The sequence below is a fragment of the Desulfosporosinus sp. I2 genome (assembly GCF_000960765.1).
In the GTDB taxonomy this organism is placed as follows: domain Bacteria; phylum Bacillota; class Desulfitobacteriia; order Desulfitobacteriales; family Desulfitobacteriaceae; genus Desulfosporosinus.
Window position 1 is genome coordinate 1 of record NZ_JYNH01000109.1, and the last position, 15579, is coordinate 15579.

Sequence of the window (15579 nt, forward strand, 5' to 3'; positions counted from 1 at the left end):
GAGCGCTCTAGGTAAGTGGCTCAAATTCGTTCGACGAGACTAGATTAACGACTCTGTGCAGTTTTGAGAGAACAGCGTTCGCAAGGACAGCCCAATCTCAGACATCTGGTGATCATGCCGGAGGGGTTCCACCCGTTCCCATACCGAACACGGAAGTTAAGACCTCCAGGGCCAAGGATACTTGGAGCATAGCTCCTGGGAAAGTAGGTCATCGCCAGGTAAACAAGCGAAAAACTATCTCTAACGAGGTAGTTTTTCTGTGTTCATAACAAGTTTTTTCAAGCAATGAAAGCCCGGAGTTCCACCCGTTCGATCCACATTGCAGGAGTGTGTGTTATGAGTCGCAGTGTGGCGAAAGGCTCGTCCGCCTTTCGTATACACGAACACGGAAGTTAAGAATCCACACTGCAGGAGTATGCGTCACAAGTCGCAGTGTGGCGAAAGGCTCATTCGCCTTTCGGTTCCAGGGCCAAGGATACTTGGAGCATAGCTCCTGGGAAAGTAGGCCAAAAATATCTTACCTTTGGCATCCGACTTTGGTTTAGCTTAGCAAGCTTGGGAACCATCATTTACTAAAGGTTCTTATGATATAATAAACTTAATATCGTGCCTATCTAAGTCAAAACGCTTTGGAGGATTTATGTATCAAAAAGATTATATAATGAGAATGATCGAGCAGTTAACGATTGGGCTTGCTGCACTTCTTGGCTCGAAATCAAAGACTAAAATTGAAGAGTGTCACCAAATGGTTAATGAAGCACTTTACGATTTAACTGGAATGAGTGAAGATACATTTCTCAAACTTTCTCATAAAGATTTGATCAGTATAATTAGTGGCGGTAGGGAAATCAATGTAGAAAAAAGTTTTGCACTTGCTGAAATGTTGAAGTTGAAAGCGGATGTTTCTAAGGACGACGCAGCCCGAAGCTATAATTTATACCTCAAAAGTTTCAATATATTTGTCGAGGTAATTCTAAGTCAAACTAACAATGAACATAAAGGGCATCAAACTATCAATGAAATTATAAGTGTCTTGAGACAGTATAAAATACCAGAAGAAAGTAATCTATTACTCTTTCAATATTATGAATATACAAGGCAATACGACAAGGCAGAAGATGTTCTCTTCAAAATGATAACTACCAATAAAAAAGTTAAAATGGTCGATGAGGGATTTGCTTTTTATAAAAGGTTGAAGGGTAAGACCTCTATAGAACTAGAAAATGGACACTTACCGTTAGATGAGGTCATTGAGGGTTTAGAAGTTTATAGGCATTTGGTAAACTATTTAATTTGATATTGCAAACTTAAAAGGGGCGTCTCTCCATGGAAATGTAATTTCTACTGATGGATAGACACCCCTTTTAAGTTTTTTAAGTTAGAAATAATATGACGATCCTGTAAGGCGCTCATTGTATCGGTATTAAGGCAAATTTGATGTTTTCTTCTTAAAAGCTCCAATACAGAAATTAATGAATTGCTGTTGAATAAGATCAAGATTATAGTTTTCGCGCCAAACTAGGCCGAGAGATACTTTTATATTATTGCTAATTGGAATATAAACAAAATCTGTATCAGGAATAATGAAAAAAGAGGATGCTAGAGCCACACCAAACCCTTTTGTTATGAAGTCCGAGGAAGAAGCAAAAATATCGGAATGAACAAGAATGTTGGGGTCACCATATTTTTTAAGCATCTCGGCGTAGGGCAGGCATCCGTTCTCAACAATAATGATGGGATACTTAATTATTTCTTCTAAAGAAACATTTTTATATGATCATCCTCTCTGGGTTGGGCCGATTGGTTATATGGGATCAAAAGCAGCCATGAACTCGTTGGCTGAAGCAGACGTAATTCTTGCCCTGGGGACTAGGTTATCGGTGTTTGGTACTCTGCCCCAATATGACGTCAATTACTTCCCCGATAGTGCGAAAATAATTCAAGTCGATATAAACCCTAGGAATCTTGCTCGGACACACCCTGTGGAAGTAGGCATTATAGGGGACGCTAAGGAAGCAGCTGTTGAGATTCTAAGACGACTGGAAATCAAAATTCCTACCCTTAAAGTTGACCATGCTCGTATGGATATAATTCAAGTTCGTGTCAAGGAATGGAGAAATGGGCTCGTTAGGTTAGCAATGGTTGAAGGAGTACCCATTAATCCCCGCCGTGCGTTGTTAGAAATTCAAAAGTTTTGCCCGAAAATGCCATCGTTGCTACGGATATTGGTAATGTTGCCTCAACGTCCAACAGTTATCTTGAGTTTAAAGGAGAGGGTAAGCACATTGCGGCACTTACCTTTGGAAACACTGGGTTTTCCTACCCAGCAGCCCTGGGGGCGCAAATGGCTAGTCCCGAGGCCCCTGTCGTCTGTATCGTGGGGCATGGGGCATGGGGCATGAGCTTACATGAGGTAAGCACTGCAGTTGAACATAACTTACCCGTAGTTGCGATTGTGTTTAGAAATGGAGCCTGGTGTGCGGAAAAGAAGAATCAAGTCGATTTCTATAATAACCGTTTCGTGGGTTTATAGTAATATAGAAATTTGTGAAAGGCCTGAACCGATCTGTGGAGACTATGAAGTGAACCTAACGATCTAAATAATGATAAAGGCACCGAAAGGTGTGTTTTTTTATTCAATAAAGGTATAAAGCTCATTTTGTAAAATTTACCTTGTGTAATACAACTTATTTAAGACAATCTAACTATATCCCACAATATATTTGAATCAATGAATGGAGGGTTAATATGCAAGAAATGAATAGAATGTTTGGCTATTTAAAAACTATCCTAAGAGTCTTAAAAATGAAGGATTCCGTCACAGTCAGTCTTTTTTCGGGTTTTTTAGGAACTTTAGTCATGGATGCTTCAAACTTATTATTATGGAGAACAAGAAATACGGAGGCTCTTTACGGACATATTGCTGGTTCAGTTTATGTACGTCCTTTTAGAACGAATCAGCGTAAAAACTTCTGGTTAGGTCAAATAACACATCTTGTCACTGGGGCTATTCTTGCCTATCCTTTAAATTTATTATTAATAAGGACAGGAAAAGACTATACGACTATAAAGGGAGCGTTTTTTGGTGCGGTTACGTGGGAATTTATCTATGGGGTTGGTCAAAGATTTGAGGTATTTTCCACTAAACCACATATGACCAAGACACACTATGCTGAGTTGTTTAACAACATTTTATACGGAATTGCCACAGCTAAAGCGTTAGTTGCCTTTTCTGAGCCGTCAATTCATGCAGATCATCCAAGTAAAAAGGCTGCGCTAAATACAACTGTTAAGAAAACGCAAATCAACACAGTCCAACCTATCTACGCAGATACACCTTCTGATGTTGAAGGGACGGCTCTTATGTAAAGTAGCTCGAGTTTCATCTTGGACCTTAGAATTAGTAAAAGCACCACCAGTTTGAATGAATGAACTGGAATGGTGCTTTTAAAAGTTCTCTGTTTCTACTTTTGAATATCGTGGTCATTAACTAAAACGTATGATTTTAGGAATAAACCTCATAATAGAAGATAACCGCAGAATTTCAATTGCCGTGACTGTGAAAATTAGGCAATGAAAACTTGGATGGGGTTCTTGACTTAGAGAAGGGGGTTTAATGGGTGCTTTCTAATGAGACGGATTTACCTGAAGATAATAAAAATGTTCCATTATCCAATCTAAAGGAATTGGGACAGATTCAAATCCCGGATGTAACAGAAAGAATTTATTGTTTACCGATCATTGGGCAAATTGAGGGACATCAAATTCTTCCTGCTCAATCGAAAACGACCAAGTACGAGCATATCATCCCACAACTTTTGGCCGTTGAACAAAAACCCAAAAAACTGAAGGGATTCTCGTGATTTTAAATACTGCAGGTGGAGATGTAGAAGCAGGGTTAGCAATTGCTGAAATGCTGAGTAGTTTAAGTAAACCATCTGTTTCATTAGTCCTTGGAGGGGGGCACAGTATTGGAATTCCGATTGCAGTTAGTTGTACAAAAAGCTTTATTGCACCTACCGGGACTATGACGGTTCATCCGATTCGGTACACAGGTTTAGTGATCAATGGGCATCAACAATTTGATTATTTACGAAAAATGCAAGAACGTATTGATCAATTTATTTATTCACATTCGAAAATTAGTCCAGAAAAACTAGAAAAGTTTATGTTTACTACGGGAGAATTGGCTCAGGATATTGGAACTATCCTGATTGGACAGGAAGCAGTGGAGGCAGGATTGATTCAAGCAGTTGGGGGGGTTAAAGAAGCTTTTAAAGAACTGAACAGTTTAATTCCACCGAAATCAGAAGACTAGGGTCCTACGGGTAAGAAAAGCGGCGAAAGCTGCTTTTTTTTACTATTATCCTTGTCTAGCGCATAAGTACACTTAAGGCGAGGATTAAGGGCGTTTCTAGTATCGAATTCGTCATAAATGGCGTGTCAATCGACTGGCCACCTTCGTCAGATTTTGCTAAGCCGAGTTTTCTTTAATGGATATTTCGCGAACAAAAAGGAAAACGCCAACTTGTGTGGAATTTGTATAGGGTGAAGGAAGACTAGTGAGGACTTTGCGGAGCCATAAAATTTATTAAGTGTTTGGAGGATTGTTCGTGGCGAAGGCTAAAAGACGCCGCACCATAAATAATAAGGTGAATATGAGAGTAAGCACCTTGCAAGAGAATATACGCAATGAAGTCATTGGGGTTTTCGTCGTCGGAATGGCTTGCTTAGGATTAGTTGCGCTTTACTCAGATAAAAGTGGTGTAATTGGAGATCAAATTAAACATCTGCTAACTGTCTTAGCAGGGGGGGGGGCGAATTTGCATTCCTCTCATGGTGGGGGCCTGGGGTATTGCCTTTATGAATAAACAAACACCGCGTTTAGGCTCAAAGGCTGCTGGAGTCATTCTGCTTTGGCTTGTTCTTGTCGGAATTTTACACTTGCAGTTACCCGGTATCGAGGAATTTTCTAAGAAAGACATGCTAGATGAAGGCCTACTCGGACATGGTGGCGGGCTTGCCGGTGCAGGAATAGCCATAGTGTTAAAAACCACGATCGGCGTAGTAGGAAGTTACGTTGTGTTAATCATGGCATCACTGATGGGGGCTCTGCTCATTACTAATCGTTCGTTGGTTCAGGGCGTTCAAGAAGTAGGTCAGGTCAGCAAAGAATCAGGGATATGGATGAAACAGCAAATGGGGGATTTTATTGAGGTTCTAAAAAATTCTGAGGATGAGGAATCCCTTAAAGAAAGATCTGAATCACGGGAGGGGAGTAACGAAAAAACAAAAACGCATCCCCAAAAAAGTATTTCCGCTAATCGAGCTGCTCAGGCTCTTGACCCTGATTTAGCAGAACGACCTTTAGTGATTAAAACTTTAGAAGATCATAATGAGCCTCCGGACGTCACTAATGTCCCCGTCAAAGGACAGCTGGGCTTTAAAAAGATGTCCGCTGGAATGCTGGAAAATACGATTTTACCACCTGGAAAAGTGACCAGCACTCCGATTTCTCGTCAGACTCGTGAAGACGGGAATTTTCTGCTTCCGCAAGTTACATTATTAAACAAGTCCCTAAAAATAAAAAATCCTAGACTTAATAAGGATTTGGCGGATAATGTTAAGATTTTGGAAGAAACTTTGGGCAGTTTTGGGGTAAAAATCAAGGTGACTCAAGTTACTCAAGGACCTGCTATTACACGCTATGAAGCACAACCTGCGCCTGGCGTGAAAGTAAGTAAGATAACCAATCTTGCAGATGACATTGCGTTGAGTTTAGCTTCCGCTGATGTACGTATTGAGGCGCCAATTCCCGGGAAATCCGTGGTTGGAATTGAAGTGCCCAATAAGGAAATCGCGATGGTTCATTTTCGAGAGGTTCTTGAAACGGCCGAATATCAAGGGACAGTGAGTAAGTTGGCCTTGTGTTTAGGCAAAGATATTACGGGGACTCCGATTATTGCTGATTTAACAAAAATGCCCCATCTTCTGATTGCGGGAGCTACGGGCTCCGGAAAATCTGTCTGTATTAACACTTTGATTCATAGTATCTTGTTTAATGCTCGGCCTGATGAAGTGAAGTTTTTAATGGTGGATCCTAAGATGGTTGAATTGGCGAACTATAATGGAATTCCTCATCTTATTGCACCTGTGGTGACAGATCCGCGGAAGGCTGCGGGCGCTTTAAAATGGATAGTGACGGAGATGGAGACTCGTTATGAATTATTTGCAGCCGCTGGGGTAAGAGACATCGTGCGCTATAATTTTCTCCGTAGTCAGGATAAAAAGGAAGAGCATCCACCGCTCCCTTATGTTGTGGTGATTATTGACGAGTTGGCCGATTTGATGATGGTAGCGCCAGGAGATGTTGAGGATGCGATTTGTCGTTTGGCTCAAATGGCCCGGGCAGCAGGAATTCACCTGATTGTTGCGACTCAACGTCCATCCGTTGACGTCATTACCGGTCTAATCAAAGCCAACATTCCCTCCAGAATTGCCTTTGCCGTTTCGTCGCAAACAGACTCTAGGACTATATTGGATATGAACGGGGCTGAGAAACTTTTAGGTCGTGGAGATATGCTTTATTATCCAATGGGCGCGAATAAACCGTTACGCGTGCAGGGGTGCTATTTAGGGGATAAGGAAGTAGAAAATGTGGTAGGGTTCCTGCAGAGCCAGGCGAAGCCTGAATATCAGGAAATTCCTAACATCGATCTGGGGACGACCAAAAAGGAAGAAGTGGAAGATGAATTTTTTTATCAAGCTGCCCAAATTTTTATTGAAAGTGGATCTGCTTCTGTCTCTCTATTACAACGTCGTTTGCGCATAGGCTATACGCGAGCTGCTAGGTTAATGGATTTCCTCGAAGAAAATGGAGTTGTAGGGGGATACGAAGGCTCTAAACCTCGCGAGGTGTTAATGACAAGGGGACAATTTGAATTAAAATTTGGTCAATGGGCTAATGAAGCTATACACTAGTTGCATAATGTTTCGTTAGGATTTATGATAAGGTAAAGAGTATCTAGTCGAAGCTGGAAGGAATTAGGATGATTAAGGAGATCACGGTTCAAGAACTTAAAACATTAGGGCAACCGATTCTTATCGATGTACGTTCTGAAGGGGAATTTTCTGAAGCGACCATTCCAGGTGCTATAAGTCTTCCGCTTTTTAATAATGAAGAACGTGCCGAAATAGGCACAACCTATACTCAATCCTCGCCGACGTTGGCTCGCGAACAGGGTCTAACGATCATCAGCCCAAAACTTCCTGATTTAGTGAAGAGGGTTGGAGAACTTGCCAAATCTGGTCCACTTGTCCTTTTCTGTTGGAGAGGCGGGATGAGAAGCAAGTCTTTGGCAACGGTTGTTGATTTAATGGGTATTCCAGTTTACCGTTTACAGGGGGGGTATAAAGCATATCGCACCCAAATCGTTGAATATTTTGAGAGTAAGCTACCTTTTAAAGTCGTGGTGTTGCGAGGAAATACTGGAGTCGGAAAAACAGAACTCTTAGGCCGATTACGAGCCGATGGATATCCCGCCATAGACCTTGAGAGACTTGCTAATAATCGAGGGTCTGTTTTTGGTGCCATGGGTTTAGGAAATCCACCGTCTCAAAAGAAATTTGAAGGATTATTGTATGAGGAACTTGAAGCATTGAAAAAGTTTTCTTATATTATAGTAGAGTGTGAGAGTAAGCGGATTGGAAGGGTTACAGTACCCACCAATTTCTTTGCTGCGATGCAAGAAGGAATTCAAATTCTGCATTATGATTCCTTGGAAAATCGAGTTCAGCGTCTCTTGAAGGAGTATACCTCTGTGCCAGATGCACTTGAAGAGATTGGAATCGCCTTAGAAAGATTGATCAAAACGTTGGGGCATGTCAAAGTACAAGAATTACGAACTCTACTAGAAACTAACCGTCTGGATCAATTTACAGAGCGGTTACTGGTCGACTATTACGACAAACTTTATGCTTACCCAAATGAACCCAGTTCAGAGTATGCAAATTATATTAACTATCAAGAACCCGTGAAGGCGATAAGGGAGTTGGAGTGCTATCTTGACGAGAAGGTGGCCCAACCAGGTAGAGAATCTCCTTTACTTGGAATACGATATTCAGCAAAATAAGCCAGGTTTACTCGGTGCGGTGACGACACTGATTGGAATGCTAGGCCTTAATATTTTAACGGTCACTGGGATTGGACAAAGTCGTCGAGGTCTTCTTTTAGAGACCCAATCTGAGGGGAAAGTTAAAGCGTTATATGCTGCTCTTTTAGAAGTTGAGGCTATTAAAGTGACGGCACTTCGTATTCCTACGCTCTTGGATCGAATTGCACTACGACATGGCAAGCGTTTGGACATGGCCGAAGTTAATCCACCCACCTATCGATTTGTCCGGGAAGAATTAGGTGTGCTTGTAGACTTTTTGGGAGATACTTTACTTGAGGGTGGAAATCGAATCATTGGCATTAGAGGGATGCCGCGAGTAGGTAAAACTGAAGCAGCTATTGCTGCCTGTGTCTATGCCAATAAACGCTGGATCTTATTGTCTTCGACTCTTATTCGGCAATCGCTACGAACTGAGTTATTACTGAACGAATCTGTGAATAGTATTTTTCTAATTGACGGAATTACAAGTACCACGCGGGGAAATGATGCCCATTGGTCGTTATTAGAAAAGACTTTGCAGATGCCAACACTTAAAGTTATTGAACATCCAGACGTCTTTGTTCGAGATGGGCGTTTGGACGTGGAGTTTGATTTTATCATTGAGATTCGCCATTTTGAAGACGATGTGATTTGTATGGAAGATATAGCAATGAGCTTTTCGGCATTCGATATGAGTTAACAAAGAAAAGGGGGTATTACTATGGCCGGAGAAGGGCAAATGCTTCGGACCGCTCGAGAAAATAAAGAATGGAGCTTAACGGATACTGAGGAAATTACAAAGATCCGCGTTCGCTATATTCAGGCTCTTGAAGAGGAAAATTATGGTATACTCCCTGGGTCGACTTATGCCAAGGGGTACTTGCGTACTTATGCAAAACAACTTGGGTTAAACTCTGATGAAATTGTTGGACTTTACAGTGCTTCTATGATGCCCGATAGCCTAAGTGCTCAACCTGTTCTAAAAACACTCCAGATTCCGGAAAAACCACGTCCTCTGTGGGTTAGACCATCTATCATAGGGGGGATGGTGATTTTACTGGTGTTTGTCTTCGTGGTCAAGGGTTTATATTGGACAGAACATAAAATTGCGGATACTCCCTATACGTCTCCTCCATTAATTAGTGCACCGAAGACAGATGTCCCAAACTCATCTGCTACTCCAAATAAACCGGAGACGTCGCTTCAAAGCACCCCTCCTAATGTTATAGCCTCGACAGAGGATGGTTTAACGGCTCAGTTAGTTTTCACGCAACCCTGTTGGATTGAGATAAAAATTGATGGTCAAGCTCCGTTCCAAGGAACGTTTGCAGCGGGAACGAGTAAAGAAATTAAAGGGACAGAGAAAATCGAATTGGTTTCCATCGGAAATGCGGGTGGTCTCACGGTTACCTTAAACGGCAGAGCTTTACCAGTTTTAGGGAAGGCAGGAGAAGTTCGGCGTAATGTCGTATTAACAAAAGATAGCTTAAATAATTTGTAAGGAATAGAGTTATAAAAGGAGCGTTAGATTTTGGCAAAAGATTCTTCATTTGATCTCGTTTCCAAAGTAGATATCCCTGAGGTAACGAATGCAATTCTGCAGGCCCAGAAAGAACTGGCACAGCGGTTTGATTTTAAAAACAGTAAATCGTCCATTAAGCTTGAAGGGGAAACGATAATTTTAGTTTCTGACGACGATTTTAAGTTGACCAATGTGATTGACATTCTTGAAGGTAAACTTGTTAAACGAGGGGTTTCTTTGAGGGCTTTGGAATATGGAAAGTCCCAAGCAGCTGCCGGAGATACAGTTCGGCAAGAAGTAAAGCTGGTTCAAGGAATTGCCCAAGAAAAATCAAAATTAATTAATAAAGTTTTGAAAGATAGTAAATTAAAAGTGGTAAGTTCGATTCAGGGTGAAGAGATTCGAATCTCTGGCAAAAATAAAGATGACCTTCAAGCTGCTATTGCCCTTTTACGTAAAGAAGACTTTGGAATCGAACTGCAGTTTATTAACTTCCGATAAGGAAGTTTCGTCTCTTTCATTGCACGATGGTACAAGCCTACATATCCCTAAAATGCTTGGCAAGTATGCCAAGCATTTTATATGGAAATAAGATATTTGCTGCTTCTGCTTAGTTGGATAGGTTAAACGTATATCTTTGATTACAAAGTAGAATTAGCGGGGCATACTGATAATATATGAAACGGGCTCAGGGAGCTTAAGCCTTGAACAGGTGACTATTTATGAACAGTTGCTGGTCAGTGCTTCAGCAGAATTATAGGTTTTCAAAAGCCAGAACTAACCTCTCACCTTGATGAGAGTATGTATTTGAGTGCGAAAATAATATGAGTAATGTTTATCAAATGGTAAGTTGTTAGATAAGCGTTGTTAAACTAGAAAGGTGAGACTATGCGTACACGAAATTTTTTACCTATGAATCGAGCAGATATGGAGGCCGTTGGCTGGGACGAATTAGATTTTCTCCTCATTACTGGCGACGCCTATGTGGACCATCCGAGCTTTGGGATTGCAATCATTGCTCGTATTTTGGAAAAGCATGGTTTCCGTGTGGGAATCTTGGCTCAACCTGATTGGAAAGAACTTAAAGATTTTCGGGTCATGGGAAAACCCCGCTTGGCGTGTTTGATCACTGGAGGGAATCTTGACTCCATGGTTAATCATTATACAGCGGCTAAAAAGAAACGGCATAAAGATGCTTATGCCCCTGGAGGAAAGTCGGGTCTACGCCCTGATCGGGCCACTATTACTTATTCTAATCGGGTTCGAGAAGCGCTTCCCGGTGTGCCTGTGATCATAGGTGGGATCGAGGCTTCGTTAAGGCGATTTGCCCACTATGACTATTGGAGTAATGAAGTGCGGCGTTCTATCCTTTTGGATAGCCAAGCCGATTTGTTAGTCTTCGGAATGGGGGAGACGCCCATCGTAGAGATCGCCAAACGATTAAAGGATGGGGTGCCAATTGATCAGATAACAGATGTCAGGGGAACCATGGTGCCTTTGACTGGGGATACAGTACCTCAAAATACCCTTGTTCTGCCAAGTTTCGAGGATGTTACCTCCGATAAAAAGAACTACGCTGAGGCTTTTTGGGTGCAATATAACCAACAAGACCCGTTCCAGGGAAAAGCTATGCTTCAATCCCATGGGCGCAAAAGTGTGTTACAAAACCAACCCTCACTTCCCTTGCCCCAAGCTGAGATGGATGCCATTTACGCCTTGCCTTTTATGGGGACGTATCATCCGTCCTATGAAGAACTGGGAGGTGTTCCGGCTATTGAAGAAGTAGAATTTAGCCTTACGAGTGTCAGAGGATGCTTCGGAGCTTGTTCTTTTTGTGCGTTGACCTTTCATCAAGGGCGGATTATCCAAAGTCGAAGCTCAGAATCGATACTTCGAGAAGCCGAGCAAATGACTTGGAATTCCCGCTTTAAAGGATATATTCACGATGTAGGGGGTCCGACTGCGAACTTTCGGCGCCCAGCGTGTCAGAAACAATTAACCAAGGGAGCCTGTTCCAACAAACAGTGCCTTTTCCCTGAACCATGCGCTAAACTTGAAAATGATCATACGGAATACCTAGATCTCTTACGCCGGCTTCGCAGTTTGCCAAGAGTAAAAAAGGTGTTCGTGCGTTCTGGCATCCGCTATGATGCAGTGTTAGCCGATCAAAATACAAAGTTTATTCGTGAGCTTTGTGAGCATCATGTCAGCGGTCAATTGAAAGTGGCACCGGAACATGTCAGTGATTCAGTTCTTCGTCTGATGGGTAAACCAGGGAAAGCAGTCTATGAGGAATTTGTTCAGGAGTTTAAGAAAACGAACGAAAAACTGGGAAAAGAACAGTACCTTGTCCCGTATCTGATGTCTTCTCATCCAGGAAGTACTCTTAAAGAAGCCATCGAATTGGCTGAATATGTTCGCGATATGGGCGTTAATCCGGAACAAGTTCAGGATTTTATTCCAACTCCAGGAACCCTCTCTACTTGCATGTACTACACCGGCTTAAATCCCCAAACGATGGAGTCCGTATATGTCCCACGGAGCTTGCATGAGAAGGCAATGCAGAGGGCACTGATTCAGTACCGAAATCCGAAAAACCATAAGTTGGTAGAAGAAGCCTTACGCCTCGCTCATCGAGAAGATCTGATCGGGTATGGGCCCAAATGCCTTATTCGGCCCGGAAGGTATGTGCAAAAGGAGCAGAAGGAACCAGATAGTCCAGGCAGTCCAATTCAGAGGAAAGCTAAAGGACCTGTAAGACGATCAGGCATGAAGAAAAAAGATGTAGCAGGTAAAGAAGTACAAAGCAAAGAGGCTCCGAACAAAGGAGCGTCGGGAAAAGCTTATAAAGGCACAGCAGGCAAGACCGGTCGCTTCAAGAGTGCTCGGAGTGAGGAGGCACCCTATAAAGGTGCAACAGGCAAGCCTAGTCGCTTTAAGGATGCTAAGAGTGAGGAGGCGCCCTATAAAGGCGCAGCAGGGAAGCCCAGTCGCTTCAAGGATACTCGGAGTGAGGAGGCGCCCTATAAAGGCGCAGCAGGGAAGCCCAGTCGCTTTAAGGATGCAAAGAGTGGGAGGCACCCTATAAAGGCGCAGCAGGGAAGCCCAGTCGCTTTAAGGATACTCGGAGTGAGGAGGCGCCCTATAAAGGCGCAGCAGGGAAGCCCAGTCGCTTTAAGGATACTCGGAGTGAGGAGGCGCCCTATAAAGGCGCAGCAGGCAAACCCAGTCGGTTCAAGAATGCTCAGAGTATAGAGTCCCCTTATAAAGGTGTACCAGGCGAAAAGAGAGCCCAGAGCGAAGATTTAAAAGAACCTGATAAGGGACGGTACAGAAAAGGACCTGAGAATCATAACGGAAAGAGAAAACATCAAGGAGCAAAGCAACGATAAAATCTATAATGCAATCGACCCTAAGCCGAAAAATAAAAACGGCTTAGGGTCGATTTTATTTTCACGATAACGCATCAACTGAATTTGGACCTTAAATGGGAATGCATGCAAGTCAAGAACCGTCCCCAACTTGCATGACTTGCGCGAAATGTCGTTTTCTCGTTAGACCCCAAAGAAGAAGTTTCTTAGCTTAGAGAGCATGTGAGAGGAATTGCGTCAATGAGCGCAGTCGATGAGGCGTGAAGAAACGCAACGGTTCACATTCAGAAAGCCCAGAGGTTTTGCGTTTTAGCCTCAGCGACAAGGGAATAGCAATGGAACACGATAGTCTCCTGTGACGATAGTCTCCGGTGGAGAGTATCGCCGAATGCGCACGGCCCTTAACGATTACTATCGCGCTGAGGATGAGTATCGCCGAAGCCGTTATCCCCAAAGTATACCTACCGGCGAAGGATGTCGATCACGATAGTCTCCGGGGGAGACTATCGCCGAAGGCGCTAACCAGTAACGAACACTTATCGCCGTAGGATGCTAAGAAACTTCTTCCCGGGAAAAAACCCTAAGGCACCTTTATGCCCATTCCCCAAACTCATCGGTTAGCGCTTCTTCAACCTCATCCATGGTGATGCGTCCGATTTCTTTAAGGTGTCCTTCCTCAGACCATTCCAGAAAATCTTCATAAGTGAAATCGGGTTCATCGTAGTAAAACTTGTAAAAAGAAAACCAAGTGCCTTCAGTTCGAATTTCCGCCTCGTAACGTAGGAGGTAGTATTCTGTGTCTTCGAGCATACTTTTCAAAAAGATAGATTGACCGGGTACGACCAGTATAACATGGGCATCTTCATACTCGCGGCCTACAAATTGTAGTGTAAAGGCTTGGATGTGGACCTCTTGAATTGAGTCGAAGGAAGTATCCGAAAGTGGGCCGAGTGATGGTTCTGGATGGTTTACCCAAGTAAAAACCACTTTGTCCAATTTAGTCTCTTCCATCTGTTCCGCGATCTCTTCAATTCGACGCGCAACAACCGTCGGTAAAGTAAATTCCTCGCAGGCTGAAGAGCGGCAGTGATAAACGGGCACGTTTTCTATCTGCCCAACTCCGTGAGCTAAGTCGATGGGTATTGTACGGGTTGTTAAATATCCTGTATCACTACAACCACATGTATCGATAGGTTCTATTGGTTGATTAAACAAATTTGACACCTCACAACAAATTTTAGTCTTAATAGGATGGAGCTTTATCAACACTATTCTTGATTCAGGGCTGTTTTACCTCATCTGAATCTGAGAAGATGTTATCAAGGGCATAGCTGGATTTAGCTATGAGGAAATCCGGTTAATTTTTATACATTAAATGTAGCCATTTAAGACAAACTTTACACTAGGGTAACTTTAATACTATGATACATTACCTTGAGGAAAAATGAAATTAATGGGAGGATAAATTATGTTAGGTGTAAAAAACAAGCCCCTGATAGGATTATTATCAATTATTTTTGCGTTTTCTATGATGGGTTGCGGAGCGCAGAATCCGGGTACACCTTCTGGTCAAGATAAGGCTGCAAAGGTAAATTTAACAGGTGCCGGTAGCTCTTTTGTCTATCCCTTGCTCAATCAACAGATTGAAGAGTATCGCAAGATGAATTCAAACATCACGATTAATTATCAAAGCACAGGTAGTGGCGCTGGAATTAAACAAGTCACAGAGCAGACCCTTGATTTTGGAGCAACGGATGGTCCGATGACAGAGGACCAGATTAAGGCGGCTAAAGGCGGGAAACTATTGCACATTCCTTTAACACTTGGCGCTGTAGCGGTTACCTATAATGTCCCTAATGCTCCAAAGAATCTTAAAATTGCTCCTGCAGACCTCTCAGATATTTTCCTTGGCAAGATTACGAATTGGAATGATCAGCGGATTGCTACCAATAATCCAGGGGTAGCATTGCCAGATACAAAAATCACGGTTGCACACCGTTCAGATGGAAGTGGGACAACCTATATTTTCTCGGATTATCTGAGCAGTGTTAGTCCGGAGTGGTCTAGCAAGGTTGGTAAAGGAACTTCACTAAATTGGCCTGCGGGGATTGGAGGTAAAGGAAACGCAGGTGTTGCGGGAGCCATTCAACAAACTCCAGGGTCTATTGGGTATTTAGAGCTTGCTTATGCAGTTCAAAACAACTTGCCTTATGCCACGATGCAAAATAAAGAGGGAAAATGGATTACACCTTCTCTTCAATCAACCTCAGCAGCGGCTGCTGCAACAACGATTCCGGAGGATATGAGAGTGTCGATCGTCAATGCGCCTGGTGCTGATGTTTATCCGATTGCGGGTTTTACTTGGGTATTAATTTATCAGGATCAAAAGGACAAAACGAAAGGGACTGCTTTAGTGAATTTCGTTAACTGGGCAATTCATGAGGGTCAGAACCTTTCAGAGGGATTACAATACGCCAAGTTACCGGCAAGTTTAGTGGGTCGTGAAGAAGCGATGTTAAAAACAATTACATTC

11 protein-coding genes, 1 rRNA gene and 3 pseudogenes are annotated in these 15579 nt (G+C 42.7%); 13 read left to right on the forward strand and 2 right to left on the reverse strand.

Going from position 1 to position 15579, the window contains the following annotated elements:
* Nucleotides 1–104: 104 nt before the first annotated feature.
* Nucleotides 105–220: ribosomal RNA gene (gene rrf / locus UF75_RS18960) — 5S ribosomal RNA — on the forward strand.
* Nucleotides 221–640: 420 nt separating this feature from the next.
* The gene (locus UF75_RS18965) at nucleotides 641–1297 is read left to right on the forward strand and encodes a DUF6483 family protein (protein ID WP_045576134.1); all 657 of its coding nucleotides are present in this window, start codon (nucleotides 641–643) and stop codon (nucleotides 1295–1297) included.
* A 126-nt stretch (nucleotides 1298–1423) separates the two neighbouring features.
* On the opposite strand, the gene UF75_RS18970 is transcribed toward UF75_RS18965, so the two are convergent.
* Nucleotides 1424–1750, reverse strand: coding sequence for a hypothetical protein (locus tag UF75_RS18970; RefSeq protein ID WP_156146514.1), 327 nt, complete (start codon nucleotides 1748–1750; stop codon nucleotides 1424–1426).
* A gap of 25 nt (nucleotides 1751–1775) precedes the next feature.
* Here UF75_RS18970 and UF75_RS18975 point away from each other — a divergent pair.
* From UF75_RS18975 to UF75_RS30830, 10 genes and pseudogenes are all read left to right on the forward strand, one after another.
* Nucleotides 1776–2527: pseudogene (locus UF75_RS18975) on the forward strand (thiamine pyrophosphate-dependent enzyme); the annotation flags it as partial.
* 221 nt (nucleotides 2528–2748) lie between these two features.
* A complete protein-coding gene (locus UF75_RS29280) occupies nucleotides 2749–3369 on the forward strand; it encodes a hypothetical protein (protein WP_197079462.1) in 621 nt (206 codons plus the stop codon).
* A gap of 251 nt (nucleotides 3370–3620) precedes the next feature.
* Nucleotides 3621–4318, forward strand: a pseudogene (locus UF75_RS18985) (ATP-dependent Clp protease proteolytic subunit).
* A gap of 340 nt (nucleotides 4319–4658) precedes the next feature.
* Nucleotides 4659–6981 (forward strand): annotated as a pseudogene (locus UF75_RS18990) (DNA translocase FtsK 4TM domain-containing protein).
* Nucleotides 6982–7049: 68 nt separating this feature from the next.
* The gene (mnmH, locus tag UF75_RS18995) at nucleotides 7050–8132 is read left to right on the forward strand and encodes a tRNA 2-selenouridine(34) synthase MnmH (RefSeq protein WP_045576136.1); all 1083 of its coding nucleotides are present in this window, start codon (nucleotides 7050–7052) and stop codon (nucleotides 8130–8132) included.
* A complete protein-coding gene (locus UF75_RS19000; protein WP_197079463.1) occupies nucleotides 8107–8853 on the forward strand; it encodes a DUF3388 domain-containing protein in 747 nt (248 codons plus the stop codon). Before mnmH ends, UF75_RS19000 begins: the two co-directional genes overlap by 26 nt.
* Nucleotides 8854–8874: 21 nt before the next feature.
* Nucleotides 8875–9654, forward strand: coding sequence for a helix-turn-helix domain-containing protein (locus UF75_RS19005; protein WP_045576138.1), 780 nt, complete (start codon nucleotides 8875–8877; stop codon nucleotides 9652–9654).
* 30 nt (nucleotides 9655–9684) lie between these two features.
* Complete coding sequence (locus UF75_RS19010; RefSeq protein ID WP_045576139.1) at nucleotides 9685–10176, forward strand: YajQ family cyclic di-GMP-binding protein; 492 nt, start codon at nucleotides 9685–9687, stop codon at nucleotides 10174–10176.
* 387 nt (nucleotides 10177–10563) lie between these two features.
* A complete protein-coding gene (locus UF75_RS19015; protein ID WP_242860339.1) occupies nucleotides 10564–12930 on the forward strand; it encodes a YgiQ family radical SAM protein in 2367 nt (788 codons plus the stop codon).
* Between the two features lie 471 nt (nucleotides 12931–13401).
* Nucleotides 13402–13536 carry a hypothetical protein gene (locus UF75_RS30830; protein ID WP_282433826.1) on the forward strand — a complete coding sequence of 45 codons (135 nt, stop codon included), beginning with the start codon at nucleotides 13402–13404 and terminating at the stop codon, nucleotides 13534–13536.
* A 101-nt stretch (nucleotides 13537–13637) separates the two neighbouring features.
* On the opposite strand, the gene UF75_RS19020 is transcribed toward UF75_RS30830, so the two are convergent.
* On the reverse strand, nucleotides 13638–14261 hold the full coding sequence (locus tag UF75_RS19020; RefSeq protein ID WP_052693435.1) for a hypothetical protein: 624 nt from the start codon (nucleotides 14259–14261) through the stop codon (nucleotides 13638–13640).
* A 253-nt stretch (nucleotides 14262–14514) separates the two neighbouring features.
* On the opposite strand from UF75_RS19020, the gene pstS reads away from it, so the two are divergent.
* The coding region (gene pstS, locus UF75_RS19025; RefSeq protein ID WP_052693436.1) for a phosphate ABC transporter substrate-binding protein PstS at nucleotides 14515–15579 on the forward strand (1065 nt) is incomplete at its 3' end.